Below are 12,396 nucleotides of genomic sequence, written 5' to 3'. Positions count from 1 at the left end.
CGTGCCGGCGGCCATGACCATTACCGTTCGCGGGTGGCATCGAACCTCGAATGCGTCGGTCTCGGCTTCGACGACCGCGACGACTTCCAGCGCTTCATCGCCGACGCGCTGCGTACCGCCGACGTGCTGGGGCGCGACGGCGACCTGACCGTCCACCGGTGGCAGGACCCGAGCGGTGCGCGCATCGTCGTCGCCACGAGGGGCCGGCAGATCGTGGAGTTCCTGCCGTCCTACGCCGGCACACCCGGCCCGCTGCTCGCCGACGTCCACAACGCCAACGACGAGGTCACAATCGCCGACGTCGTCGACAAGGACGGCGAGAAGGTCGGGATGCTCGCCGCCGAGTTCGAACAGCGACGGCTCCTGCCGACGGCACCGTCGGGCGGCCTGGCGACCGTCGTCGCCCTGGGCGTCGATGTGGCCGTCCACGCCGACGCCGCCGCGTTCGCCGCGTCCGACGACAGCCTGCTGAGCCCGCGCTCCTCCGACGACCCGGACGAGCCGCCCGCCCACTACGTCGAGAACGGCTGGCCGTGGCCGCCCCGCATGGCGGCGAGCTCGTTCATCTCGTACGGCGTCTTCGGCGCCCCCGAGAACGCCGAGGCCTACGCCCGCCTGAACGGCACGGTCCTGCACGCGGCCCGCAAGACCGTCGCGGCGACCGGCCAGCAGTTCATCACCGCCCGCGTGCAGTGCGGCGTCTTCGAGACCGACGTGTGCCTGCCCGCGGCGGCCGACACGCCCGACCCGGTCCCCGGCAACGTCATCGCCGGGACGGTCTTCCTCGTCGCGTCCCTGCCCCAGCTCCCGCCCCCGAGCAAGCGCGGCTTCCTCCCCTGGAGGCGCTGACGCTCTTCCGGGCGGTGATGTCGTGAAGGTGTCGTGCTGACCGTCGCTTGCTCAGAAGGATGCAGCGTTCTTGCCCATGTGATCCACAGGTCTCAAGCGTGTTCTTCCTCTTGTGCAATCGCCGCAGCCTTGGCGTGAGCGTCATCAGTCGGTGTCAAGGGCAGCCGGGTCGCGGCGACGACGCCAACGATCGCTACGACAGCCAGGACCGCGAACACCACGCTGAAGGCCAGCGTCGGAGACGACGCCAGGCCGGCCAGGACCGCGCCCGTCACCGCGACGCCCGTCACCGCCGCCACCTGCCGGACGGCGCTGAACATTCCCGAGGCCGCGCCGGCCGCCGCCGCATCCACAGATGCCATCGCGGCAACCGACAGAGGCGACCAGGCCACGGCATTCGCGACACCGAGCACCGCTGCCCCGAGCGTCATCCACCACGGGTTGACTTCCAGGACGACCACAAGTCCGATCAGCAGCAGACTTGCCGCCAGCAACGCCATCCCCAGGGTCGCCGGACGGCGTGGTCCCACCCGGTCCACCCATCGGCCGGCGGTGGGGGACAGCACGGCTGCCACAACTGCGTCCGGGGCCATCACCAAGGCTGCCTCCATCGGCCCGAGGCCCCGTACCTCCTGCAAGTACAGCATCGCCGGCAGCGCCATCGCGATGAAGGCCGTGCCCAGAGCCGCCATCGCAACGCTCGCCGCCCGGTATCCGGGCGAGCGGTAGAGTCCCAATGGCGCCAGGGCCGCAGGGCCCATCCGCCGCTCGTGGAACGCGAAGACGACCAGCAGCGCTGCCGCAACGGCGACTGCGGCAGCGATCGCGGGTGCCGAGATGTCACGCCAGGCGAGCAGCACCCAGACGAGAACCCCGAGTCCAGCCGTGCTCGTCACCGCCCCCAGCAGATCAAGGTGCGCGGCCCTACCTTGGCTGCGGGGAATCCACCGCCACCCCATGAGCAGTGCGACACCGCACAGCGGAACATTGACCCAGAAGATCCACCGCCACTCGAGGACCGCCGTCAACAGGCCCCCGAGGACCGGACCGAGGAGTGCGCCGGCCGCCGCGACAGAGCCCCACGCACCGAGAGCACGCCCGCGCTCGTCGGCGACGAACAGGCGGCGGATCAGCGTCAGCGGCTGAGGAGCCATCGCGGCCGCCGCGAGACCCTGCACAACCCTGAACAGAACGAGCCAGCCCACCGACGGCGCCATCCCACACAACGCCGAGGCCACCGCAAAGCCCGCCATCCCGATCAGGAACACGCGCTTGGGGTCGTACCGATCGCCAAGCCTCCCGGCGACGAGCAACGGGACCGAGAAGGCCAGCAGATACCCGGCAGTCACCCAGAACAGCCCGGCGACGTCCGGCTTGAGATCACTCTGGATGCTCGGGCTCGCGACCGCCACGATCGTCGTATCCAGCAAGATGACGAAGAACCCCGCAAGCAGAGCCGCAAGTCCCGCCCACCTGTTCGCCAATGATCCCCCCGCTTCTCCGCAGCGTTTCCTCGGGCATCCAAGCATGCAGCTGGAGCCTCGAGTCCTGGTAGCGGCCTTGGCCTACTGCATGGCGGTGGCAGGCGGGTGTTCGTACGACTCCGGGCAGCGAAAGACATATAAGTCGTAGCCGCGGCCGATCGACACGTCGGTGGGGACGGACGAGACGCCCGGCGGTTCCTCCACCGGCCTCCAACTGCCACCTGTTCCGTGCCATTCGCTGGAGGCGGCGGTGAACAGCAGCGTCATCGCGGTGCCGCACTCGACGCAGTCCATCGGATGCGGGTCGGTCAGTGACCAGTTCGCGAAACCACCCACCTTCCAGCCGGGCGCCAGGGACAAGTCGTACTGGTAGCTGAGCCCGGTGTCCTCTTCGTCTTCGTCGTCCTCGTCGTCCCCACCCCGGGCTTCGTCCTCCCACGCGGTGATCCGGGCACCCAGTTCCGCCGGCAGCAGGCCGCTGTACTGGTACTCGCGGATCTGCTCTGGATACACGACGCATGGGGTCGGCAGGTAGGCGCCGCTCACGACGGTCGGCTCAGGAGCCACGCTCAGCGGCCGCGTCACGTCGGCGCTGCGCCGCCAGTACAGCCGTACCCTCGGGTTGTAGCCCTCTTCCGGATGGTCGAGCGGGCACCACAGCACCTGCAACAGGTCAGCGTCGGCCGGGCCAGTGAAGTCGGGGACGTCCCGGCGGTACAGCTGCGCCACCGGCACCAGAGGAACCGACTCGTCGATGAGATCCTCCGGCTCGGAGAAGTCGTAGCGCGGCAGCTCCGCCCGCTCCTCGTCGGTCAGCTCGTACCGAGTGCCGCCCGCGGCCGCCCGAGCCTGCGCCGCCGCGTAGATCTCCCGGCTACGACGGACCATCGCCGGCGTCCGGAGATGGGAGACGTAATGACCCGCCCCGTCCGTGCATACCGGCCAAGGCTCATCAGCCGGCCACAGCAGCGGGCCGCCGACCGAACTGTCGGCGATCCCAGGGTTGCCGGGCCGGGGATGCAGCCGAGTCGCCGTCGCCGCATGCTCGGCCAGCTCAGGGAACAGTTCCGCGAGGTCCACCCGGCGCGGCGGCGTCGTGCGAGTCATGGCGATGATCGTAGGGCGCCTGACCATGCGGACGAAGCTCGCCTTCCTGGACGCCGACGAGCGGATCTCGAACATCGGCCGACGCGGACAGCGGTTCCCAGCGGGTTGCCGACTGCTCAATCCGAGAAGACGTCGAGCGGCCCGAGGCGCTCGGCCTCATGGAGGCAGCGGCCCTGCTTAAGGTCCGGGCGCCGTGCTGCGCCTGTGGCAACTCTCTGACCGCATCACCAACGAGATTCCCGGACAGCTCGACCTCTGGTGAACCGTTCGCGCCGAAGTCGGGTGCGGTCAGTGTGGTTGGGTTTCCCAGGCCGGCTGCTGGGGTTCGTCGTTGTGCACGATGATGTCGGCGTGGTGGGTCGGGCGGGCCGTGGCGAAGTACAACTGTTGGGCGGGGATGTAGCGCTCGCGCCAGCGCCGTTCGACGTCGGCCCGTGCTGACAACCGGTGGTCTCGGATGACGGCGCGTTCCACGGTCTTGTCGAGCGTCGTCGACACGAGGATGCGCAGTTCCCACCGATCGATCAGTTCCGGGCGCATGAGGAAGACACCGTCGAAGAGCAGCACGGCGTCGGCCGGGGCGGTCGTGACCGGCGGGGACAGCACGGTATCCGCGACGTGGTCATAGACCGCGGGTTGGAAGCGTCGATCTCCGCCCGGGCCGAGCGGGTCGAGCAGGACCCGGTTCAGCGCGTCGTTGTCGTGGGTGTCGAAGTAGCAGCCTTCGGCCGAGTACTCGCCGCGCGGATAGCGCTGTGCCCGGGGGAAGAGGAAGTCGTCGATCGTCGCTCGGATGACCTCGCGGCCCTGCGCGCGCAAGATGGCGGCCAGCTCGTCGGCGAGCGTGGTCTTGCCCGCGGCGGGCGGTCCGTCGACGGCGACCCGCGTCGGGTGCGTGACGGTGACGGACCCGACCGCCTCAGCCAGCCGGTCGAGCATCTCGTCGCGGGTACCTTGGTTCATGTCCGCCCCGTCCTGGTCTCACGAAGGTCGCCGTGTCGGGACGACCCTATGCGTGTCAGGCCGTTGGCGCTTGCCCATGCCAGAGTGACGCGGAAGTGGCTGCGGTCGTACGCGTAGCCGTCGGTGGGGTCGGACGAGACGTACGGCGGTTCGTTCACCGGTCCCCAGCTACGTTGCCGGGCCGGGTGGTGGCGGGTCGGCTGCGTCGGCCGCAGGAGGTGGCTCCCTCAGCAGTTCGATGCTGCGGGCCACGATCGCAGTCACCGGTGTGGCGAGCGCGAGGCCGGCGACGCCTGCCAGCGCGCCGCCGATCAGGGTGGCGAGGAGGATGACCGGTGGGCTCATGCGCAGCGTGGCGCCGAAGGCGATCGGGCTGACGAGGTTCTGGAGCAGGACGTTGGCGAAGACGACGACCAGGATCATCCAGAGTGCGGCCGATTGGCCGCCGCTGCCGAGGGCGATCAGCACGGCGAACAGGGCGGCGACGGCGGCGCCGAGGTAGGGGACGTACGCGCCGAGGAACGTGATGACCGCGATCGCGCCCACCAGCGGCACCTGCAGCAGCAGGGCGCCGAGGGCGACCACGGCGGCGTTGAACGCGCCGATGAGGGTCAGCCCGCCGTAGTAGCGGCGGACGACCATGGCGGCCCGGCCGAGCAGGCGCTGGCCCAGTTGTCCTGGCAGCGGGAGGTGGCCGGCGGCCCGGGCGGTGATGGCGTGGCCGTTCATGAGCAGGAAGAAGCAGACGAACAGCGCCACGAACAGGCCGAGCAGGACGTTGACGCTGGCGCCGAGCAGGTTGCTCAGTGCCGGCAGCAGGCCGGCCACGAGGATGTCACCCGACTGGTGCACGGACTGCCGGCCGGCCTCGGCGGCGTTGCCGTCGACTCCTGCCGAGTCGAGGATGCGGTGCAGCTGGCTGACGGCCGCGGTCAGGTTCCGGCTGATCTGTTCCCGCTGGCTCGCCACGCCCCACACGACCAGCACGATCGCGCCGGCGCCCAGCGCGACCACGAGCAGGAGCGTGGCGGCCGCGCCGGCAGCGCGGGGCACGCGGCGCCGCGCGAGGCCGTCGACGACCGGCAGGAACGCGATGGCCAGGAACAGCGCGACCAGCAGCGAGATCACGATGGGCCGCAGGATGACGAGCAGGAGGATCGCCCCGACCACCAGCAGCGCCATACCGACGAGCGCCCAAGCCACGGAGCCCACCGCCCGCAGGCGGTGCGACAACCGCTGTGACGGTGGGCGACGGGGTCCCGGTTGTTGATGCATGCGCTCGTTCGTGTGGCGTTGTGCTGAAGTCCTAGCTGCAAAGGTCATCGCTTCGTCGCCGGACCGCCTCGCTCTGAACGAGTGACGATACGAGTGACGATCGTGGCAGGGTGATGGCCGCGGCTCACTGAGGAGACGACCGACGGTCTCTCGTGTGAGCCTCGGTACGGTTTGATGAACTTGTGCTGGTGTCGTTGGGCATGCCGCATACGTTGTTCGCGCTGTCGGGCGAGCCGGGATGCGACGCGGAGCGACGCCACGGCGCAGGCGAACACGAGAGCCGCGAGGACCAGGACGCCCGTCAGGACCACCTTGACCACCTCAGCGGGTCGTCCCGGGCGGTGGCTGGGCCCGGGGATCGGCTACCACCAAATCTACTCGCGACCTGACCGGCGGCAGCTGGCGTTCGGGGTACTGGCAGAACCTCCCAGACCGGGCCCGGCGGTCGTAGCGTCGAGAGCGTGGACAGCCGAGCCGAGATCCGTGACTTCCTCACCACCCGCCGGGCCAAGGTCACGCCGGAGCAGGCGGGCCTGCCGGCCTACGGCGGGCACCGCCGGGTGCACGGGCTGCGCCGGGAGGAGGTGGCGTTGCTGGCCGGGGTGAGCGTCGACTATTACACCCGCCTCGAGCGCGGCAACCTCTCCGGTGTCTCCGATGGCGTCCTGGAAGCCGTGGCCCGGGCGTTGCAGCTCGACGATGCTGAACGGGCGCACCTGTTCGACCTGGCCCGCACGGCCAACACCACCGCCGCGAACACGCGCGGGCGGCGGCGTCCGACGTCGCAGCTGCGCCCGGTGGTGCAGCGGCTGCTGGACGCGATGACGATGGCGCCGGCGTACGTGCGCAACGGCCGCCTGGACGTGCTCGGCGCGAACGCGTTGGGTCGGGTGGTGTTCGCGCCGCTGTTCGACACGGCGGTGGCAACACCGAACATCGCCCGGTTCATCTTCCTGCACGCGGCGAGCCAGGAGTTCTACCGCGACTGGGAGACCCTCGCCGGGGACACGGTGGCGCTGCTGCGCGCCGAGGCCGGACGCGACCCGTATGACCGGGCGCTGACCGACCTGATCGGGGAGTTGTCCACCCGCAGCGATGTCTTCCGTACCTGGTGGGCCGCGCACAACGTGCGGCTGCACCGCTCCGGGGTCAAGCGCCTGCACCACCCGGAGGTCGGTGACCTGACCCTGGCCTATGAGTCCCTCGACCTGACCACCGACGTCGGGCTGCGGCTCAACGCCTACACGGCCGAACCCGGATCCGGCTCACAAGAGGCGCTGAACCTCCTCGCCAGCTGGACCGCGGCGCCGCACGAGCGGTCCGTCGCCCGCCCGGCCGACTGAGCACGCCGACTGACCACGCTGGCTGGGGGGTTCTGCCGGTACCTGGAACACCAGCCACTGCCACCTCGGCTTCGGTGCCGGTTGGATGGAAAGCACAGGGGTAGCGGTCACCGAGAGTGACGCATCGCGGCCATCGAACGGACATTCCGGAGGAAACAACCATGCGTGCAACCCTGATCTACGGTGCCGGTGACGTCCGGATCGAGACCGTGCCCGACCCGGAACTGCGCGAACCGAGCGACGCGATCGTCCGCGTCGTGCGCTCATGCATCTGCGGCAGCGACCTGTGGCCTTACGGGTCCCGGCCGGCCACCGGCGACGGCGAACGGATCGGCCACGAGTTCCTCGGCGTCGTCGAGGACGTCGGCCGCGACGTGTCCGGCCTGGCCGCCGGCGACCTGGTCGTGGCGCCGTTCGTATGGGCCGACAACACCTGCGACTTCTGCCGCGAAGGGCTGCAGACCTCCTGCCGGCACGGCGGGATGTGGGCCCGCGACGGGATCGACGGCGGCCAGGGCGAGGCGGTCCGCGTGCCGCAGGCGCAGGGCACCCTCGTCAAGCTGCCCGTCGGCGAGGACTCGGCGCTGCTGCCGTCGCTGCTGGCGCTGTCCGACGTGTTCCCGACCGGGCACCACTGCGCGGTCACCGCCGGCGTCGGCCCGCACACCTCGGTCACGGTGATCGGCGACGGCGCGGTCGGCCTGTCCGCGGTCCTCGCCGCGAAGCGGCTCGGTGCCGAGCGGATCATCCTGATGGGCCGGCACAAGGACCGCACCGACCTCGGCCGCGAGTTCGGCGCCACCGACGTCGTGGCCGAGCGCGGCGAGGAGGGCGTCGAGCGGGTCCGGGAGCTGACCGGCGGCGACGGCACCCACACGGTGCTGGAGTGCGTCGGGCTGCGCCCGGCGATCGAGACCGCGTTCGCCGTGGTCCGCGACGGCGGCACGGTCAGCCGGGTCGGCGCGCCGCAGTACCCCGACGTGCCCGCCGACTTCGGGGTGTTCTTCCGCAACATCACGCTCACCGGCGGGGTCGCCCCGGCCCGCGCCTACATCGACGAACTGCTGCCCGACGTCCTCGACGGCCGGGTCCAGCCGGGCAAGGTCTTCGACCGCACCGTCACCCTCGACCAGGTCCCTGACGGCTACCGGGCGATGGCCGACCGCAGCGCGCTGAAGGTGCTGATCCAGCCATGACCGGTTGATCGCGCCCTCCCATCTCCACATCGACAGCATCCCGAAAGGAACCACCGTGAAGCAGCGAACTCTCGGCACCGGCCTGACCGTCTCGGAGATCGGCTACGGCTGCATGAGTCTCACCGGCGCGTACGGCAACACCGGTGGCCCCGCGCGCCAGGACTCGATCGCGCTGATCCGTCGCGCCGCCGAGCTCGGCGTCACCTTCTTCGACACCGCCGAGGTGTACGGGCCCTTCAGCAACGAGGACATCGTCGGGGAGGCGCTGGAACCGCTGCGGGACCAGGTGAAGATCGCCACCAAGTTCGGGTTCGCCTTCGCCGAGAACGGGGTGGAGCCGGGCGGCCTGTGCAGCCGCCCGGACAGTATCCGCCAGGCGGTGGAGCATTCGCTGCGCCGGCTCCGCACCGACCACATCGACCTGTACTACCAGCACCGGGTCGACCCCGACGTGCCGATCGAGGACGTCGCCGGCACCGTCAAGGAACTGATCGAGGCCGGCAAGGTCCTGCACTTCGGCCTGTCCGAGGCCGCCGCCGCCACGATCCGCCGGGCGCACGCGGTGCAGCCGGTCACGGCCGTGCAGAGCGAGTACTCGATGTGGTGGCGCGACCGCGAGCAGGACACGATCCCCGTCCTGGCCGAGCTGGGCATCGGCCTGGTGCCGTACAGCCCGCTGGGCAAGGGCTTCCTGACCGGCACCATCGACACCACGACCACGTTCGCCGACAGCGACTTCCGTGGCCAGACGCCACGCTTCCAGGGCGAGGCACTCGCCGCCAACCTCGCCCTGGTCGACGTCCTCAACCAGATCGCCGCCAAGGCCGGAGCCACCCCTGCCCAGCTGGCACTGGCGTGGCTGCTGCACCAGCACCCCTGGATCGTGCCCATCCCCGGCACCAAGACCCTGCGGCGGCTGGAGGAGAACACGGCCGCCGCATCGGTGGAGCTCACCGCCGACCAGCTGGCCGACCTGCGGGCCGCGGCCGATCAGGTCAGCATCGTCGGAGCCCGGTACCCCGAGGCCCAGGACGCCATGACCAACCGCGACGCGCCACTACCGACCAGATAGCCCCGGCTGCCGGCTGGACGGCACGACCTTCCAGGCGATGACGGCGGCGACGACGAGCAGCGCGGCGGCGATCAACGAGGTGACCTGCATGCTCTGTGCGAAGGCGTCCCGGGCGGCGGCGAGGATCTGCTGCTGCCCGGCGCCGGCCAGGGACTGGCTGCCGGCGGCGAGGGATTCGGTGACCGCCGTCCGGGCGGGGTCCGACAGGCCGGACAGGTCGGGCAGGCCGCCGCGGTAGAACACCGCGTGCAGGGTGCCGAGCACCGCGATGCCGAGGGCGACGCCGAGCTCGTACGACATCTCGGAGATCGCTGACGCCGCCCCGGCCCGTTCGCGGGGGACCGCGCTCAGGACGGCGTCGGTGGCGGCGGTGTAGGCGATACCGATCCCGACACCGACCAGCACCAGCGCGAGTGCCAGCCCGAGGTAGCCGGTGAACCCCTCGGCGACCGCGAGCACGCCGAAGCCGGCCGCGGTGAGCAGCAACGACGCGCCCAGCGTCGCGCCGACGCCGAGGCGGGCGATGACGCGGACGGCGACGACCACGACCGCGATCGAGGCGAGGGTGCCGGGCAGCTCGCGCAGCCCGGCCTGCAGGGGCGAGTAGCCGCGGACGAGCTGCAGGTACTGGGAGAAGAAGAACAGCAGGCCGCTGAACGCGAACACCGCGACGAGCGAGGCGAGCACGGTGCCGGTGAACGCGGGCCTGGTGAACAGCGTGACGTCGATCAGCGGAGTGCGCAGCGCCCGCTGCCGGCGGACGAAGACGACCGCGGCGGCGGCACCGATGAGGACGGCGATCAGACCGGCGAGGTCGATGCCTGACGTGGCGCAGTGTTTGACCGCCCACACCAGCGGCACGATGGCGGCGATCGACAGCGCGGCGCTGAACGGGTCGAACCGGCCCGGTTCGGGATTGCGCGACTCCGGCACCAGCACGGCGACGCTGATCAGCACCAGCAGCATGATCGGCAGGTTGATGATGAACACCGAGCCCCACCAGTAGTGCTCCAGCAGCGCCCCGCCGACCAGCGGGCCGAGCGCCGCGCCGCCGGAGGCGCCCGCCGACCACACGGCGACCGCGCGCGTGCGCTGCCGGGGGTCGGTGAACATGTCGCGGATGATCGACAGCGTCGACGGCATCACGGTGGCCCCGGCGACGCCGAGCAGCGCACGGGCGGCGATCAGCCATCCTGCCGTCGGCGCGAACGCGGCGAGCGCCGACGCGGCGCCGAAGCCGGCGGCTCCGAGCAGCAGCAGCCGCTTACGGCCGATGCGGTCGGCGAGGGTGCCCATGCTGATGAGCAGGCCGGCGAGGGCGAAGGAGTAGACGTCGCCGATCCACAGCACCTGGCTGGAGCTGGCGGCCAGATCCGCGCTGAGGGCGGGCATCGCGAGCGCGAGCACGGTCCCGTCGACGGCCAGCAGGGTCACGGTCAGGGCGAGCGCCGCCAGCGCGGCCCACTGGCGGGAGCCGGCCTTCGCGGTCGGGGCGTCGGCGGTGCGCGTCGGTGAGGGGATCGCCATGCGCTCGACTGTACTGACCATTTGGTCGGCTGAGCAATCCAGATGGTCGGTTAGTATGCTGTCGGTACGGTGCGCCGCACCACACCGAGCTGTGGAGGACGTCTGCGTGGAGGCCCGGGGACGCAACACGGACAAGACGCGCCGGATGGTGCTGGACGCCGCCGCGAAGGTCGTCGGCACGCAGGGCGCCGGCGCCAGCGTCGACACGATCGCGCGGCACGCCGGGGTGTCGAAAGGCGGCGTCCTGCACCACTTCAAGTCCCGCGACCAGATGCTGCTGGCACTGGCGGAGGACCTGATCGAACAGTTCAGGGCGGCCGTCCACGCGGCGATCGACCCCCACGACAACGCACCGGGCCGCCTGGTTCGCGGCTATGTCAACGCGACCTTCGACGAGCTCGTCAGCGGCGACGGGAACTCCGAGTTCGCGGTCCTCGTCGCGACGCTGTTCAGCGTCCCCGGCGTCGACGAACTCCTGCGGCAGGACAGCAGACGGTGGGCGGACGCCTTCGACGCGGACGGCCTGCACCCGCAGCGAGCGCGCCTGATCATGCACGCGGCCGACGGCGCGTCCATCGCCGGCCTGTACGGGGGCGGCGACCTGGCTTCGCTGGAACAGTCCCGCCAGCTGCTGCTCGCACTGAGCCGCCAGGACGGCCCACTCATTGCACCGTGACAAGGCACCGTGACAAGGCGCCGTGACACGGCGCTGAGAACGCGCCCTCGGAAGGTTTGTGCCGCCGGTATGAGGAAATTTCGGCCTTGGTCGCAGGTGGCCGCCGGCAGCGGAAACGAACCTGGAAGAAGGTGAGTCGCGATGGCGAAGTACCTGTTCCGAAGTTCCTACACCACCGAAGGCGTTCGGGGCCTCCTCGACGAAGGTGGCAGCGGCCGCGTCAAGCAGACCGAGGAGTTGGTCGGCCGTCTCGGAGGCAGCGTGGAGTCGTACTACTTCGGCTTCGGCGCTGCGGACACCTACATCGTCGTGGAACTGCCCGACAACTCGACGGCCGCCGCGGTTCGCCTTGCCGTCACCGCCTCCGGGGCGGTCGAAACGGAGGTGATCGCACTGTTGACGCCGGACGAGATCGATCAGGCCACCCGGCAGAAGGTCGGCTACCGGCCGCCCGGCGCCCGGTAGGCCAGATACAGGACCGCTCTGTGGGGCATCGGCGCCAGGGCGCTTGTAGGGGCCGCATTGTCGTCCCGCTCCCGGCAACGAACCTGGAAGAAGGTGACAGACGTGGCGAAGTACCTGTTCCGAAGCGCGTACACCGCTGAAGGTGTTCAGGGCCTTCTCGACGAAGGTGGCAGCGGCCGGCTCAAGGAGTGTGAGCGACTGATCACCAGTCTCGGCGGCCACCTGGAGTCGTTCTACTTCGGCTTCGGCGGTGCGGACACGTACATCATCGCGGACCTGCCCGACAACGCGACGGCCGCCGCGTTCCGCCTTGCCGTCACCGCCTCCGGCGCGGTCGGCACGGAGACGGTCGTGCTGCTGACATCGGACGAGATCGATCATGCCACCCGGCAGAAGGTCGGCTACCGGGCACCCGGTGCCCGATAGGCAACTGGAGGCC

12 protein-coding genes are annotated in these 12,396 nt (G+C 70.5%); 7 read left to right on the top strand and 5 right to left on the bottom strand.

What is annotated here, in order from left to right:
• Positions 1 to 33 precede the first annotated feature (33 nt).
• Positions 34 to 849, top strand: coding sequence for a hypothetical protein (locus ABD332_RS33940; RefSeq protein ID WP_344506481.1), 816 nt, complete (start codon positions 34 to 36; stop codon positions 847 to 849).
• A gap of 92 nt (positions 850 to 941) precedes the next feature.
• Here ABD332_RS33940 and ABD332_RS33935 read toward each other — a convergent pair whose 3' ends face one another.
• From ABD332_RS33935 to ABD332_RS33920, 4 genes are all read right to left on the bottom strand, one after another.
• Positions 942 to 2,333: an MFS transporter gene (locus tag ABD332_RS33935; protein ID WP_344506479.1), complete on the bottom strand. Its 1,392-nt coding sequence runs from the start codon at positions 2,331 to 2,333 to the stop codon at positions 942 to 944.
• An 81-nt stretch (positions 2,334 to 2,414) separates the two neighbouring features.
• Positions 2,415 to 3,515 carry a hypothetical protein gene (locus ABD332_RS33930; RefSeq protein WP_344506477.1) on the bottom strand — a complete coding sequence of 367 codons (1,101 nt, stop codon included), beginning with the start codon at positions 3,513 to 3,515 and terminating at the stop codon, positions 2,415 to 2,417.
• A 213-nt stretch (positions 3,516 to 3,728) separates the two neighbouring features.
• Positions 3,729 to 4,403, bottom strand: a complete 675-nt coding sequence (locus ABD332_RS33925; protein ID WP_344506476.1) for a cytidylate kinase family protein — start codon at positions 4,401 to 4,403, stop codon at positions 3,729 to 3,731.
• 168 nt (positions 4,404 to 4,571) lie between these two features.
• Positions 4,572 to 5,606, bottom strand: a complete 1,035-nt coding sequence (locus ABD332_RS33920; RefSeq protein WP_344506474.1) for an AI-2E family transporter — start codon at positions 5,604 to 5,606, stop codon at positions 4,572 to 4,574.
• Positions 5,607 to 6,139: 533 nt separating this feature from the next.
• Between ABD332_RS33920 and ABD332_RS33915 the strand changes: the two genes are divergently transcribed.
• From ABD332_RS33915 to ABD332_RS33905, 3 genes are all read left to right on the top strand, one after another.
• Positions 6,140 to 7,021: a helix-turn-helix transcriptional regulator gene (locus ABD332_RS33915; protein WP_344506472.1), complete on the top strand. Its 882-nt coding sequence runs from the start codon at positions 6,140 to 6,142 to the stop codon at positions 7,019 to 7,021.
• A 161-nt stretch (positions 7,022 to 7,182) separates the two neighbouring features.
• The gene (locus tag ABD332_RS33910; protein WP_344506470.1) at positions 7,183 to 8,217 is read left to right on the top strand and encodes a zinc-binding dehydrogenase; all 1,035 of its coding nucleotides are present in this window, start codon (positions 7,183 to 7,185) and stop codon (positions 8,215 to 8,217) included.
• A 55-nt stretch (positions 8,218 to 8,272) separates the two neighbouring features.
• Positions 8,273 to 9,289, top strand: a complete 1,017-nt coding sequence (locus tag ABD332_RS33905; RefSeq protein ID WP_344506468.1) for an aldo/keto reductase — start codon at positions 8,273 to 8,275, stop codon at positions 9,287 to 9,289.
• Here ABD332_RS33905 and ABD332_RS33900 read toward each other — a convergent pair.
• Positions 9,275 to 10,816 (bottom strand): MFS transporter, encoded by a 1,542-nt coding sequence (locus tag ABD332_RS33900; RefSeq protein WP_344506467.1) that lies wholly within the window; start codon positions 10,814 to 10,816, stop codon positions 9,275 to 9,277. The two genes, ABD332_RS33905 and ABD332_RS33900, sit on opposite strands and share 15 nt — an antisense overlap.
• Before the next feature lie 106 nt (positions 10,817 to 10,922).
• On the opposite strand from ABD332_RS33900, the gene ABD332_RS33895 reads away from it, so the two are divergent.
• The 3 genes from ABD332_RS33895 (at position 10,923) to ABD332_RS33885 (ending at position 12,383) form a co-directional block, all read left to right on the top strand.
• A complete protein-coding gene (locus ABD332_RS33895; protein WP_344506465.1) occupies positions 10,923 to 11,492 on the top strand; it encodes a TetR/AcrR family transcriptional regulator in 570 nt (189 codons plus the stop codon).
• A 141-nt stretch (positions 11,493 to 11,633) separates the two neighbouring features.
• The gene (locus ABD332_RS33890; protein WP_344506463.1) at positions 11,634 to 11,957 is read left to right on the top strand and encodes a GYD domain-containing protein; all 324 of its coding nucleotides are present in this window, start codon (positions 11,634 to 11,636) and stop codon (positions 11,955 to 11,957) included.
• A 102-nt stretch (positions 11,958 to 12,059) separates the two neighbouring features.
• The gene (locus ABD332_RS33885; RefSeq protein ID WP_344506461.1) at positions 12,060 to 12,383 is read left to right on the top strand and encodes a GYD domain-containing protein; all 324 of its coding nucleotides are present in this window, start codon (positions 12,060 to 12,062) and stop codon (positions 12,381 to 12,383) included.
• The last annotated feature ends 13 nt before the right edge of the window (positions 12,384 to 12,396 follow it).

It is taken from the genome of Dactylosporangium maewongense (assembly GCF_039531485.1).
Taxonomy (GTDB): Bacteria; Actinomycetota; Actinomycetes; order Mycobacteriales; family Micromonosporaceae; genus Dactylosporangium; species Dactylosporangium maewongense.
Note: the sequence above shows the minus strand (reverse complement) of the source record. Positions and strands in the feature narration are given on the sequence as shown.

Coding starts and splice junctions, on each gene's coding strand:
- ABD332_RS33930 (WP_344506477.1), bottom strand. CDS start 3,515: ATGTTCGAGATCCGCTCGTCGGCGTCCAGGAAGGCGAGCTTCGTCCGC.
- ABD332_RS33925 (WP_344506476.1), bottom strand. CDS start 4,403: ATGAACCAAGGTACCCGCGACGAGATGCTCGACCGGCTGGCTGAGGCG.
- ABD332_RS33910 (WP_344506470.1), top strand. CDS start 7,183: ATGCGTGCAACCCTGATCTACGGTGCCGGTGACGTCCGGATCGAGACC.
- ABD332_RS33900 (WP_344506467.1), bottom strand. CDS start 10,816: ATGGCGATCCCCTCACCGACGCGCACCGCCGACGCCCCGACCGCGAAG.
- ABD332_RS33890 (WP_344506463.1), top strand. CDS start 11,634: ATGGCGAAGTACCTGTTCCGAAGTTCCTACACCACCGAAGGCGTTCGG.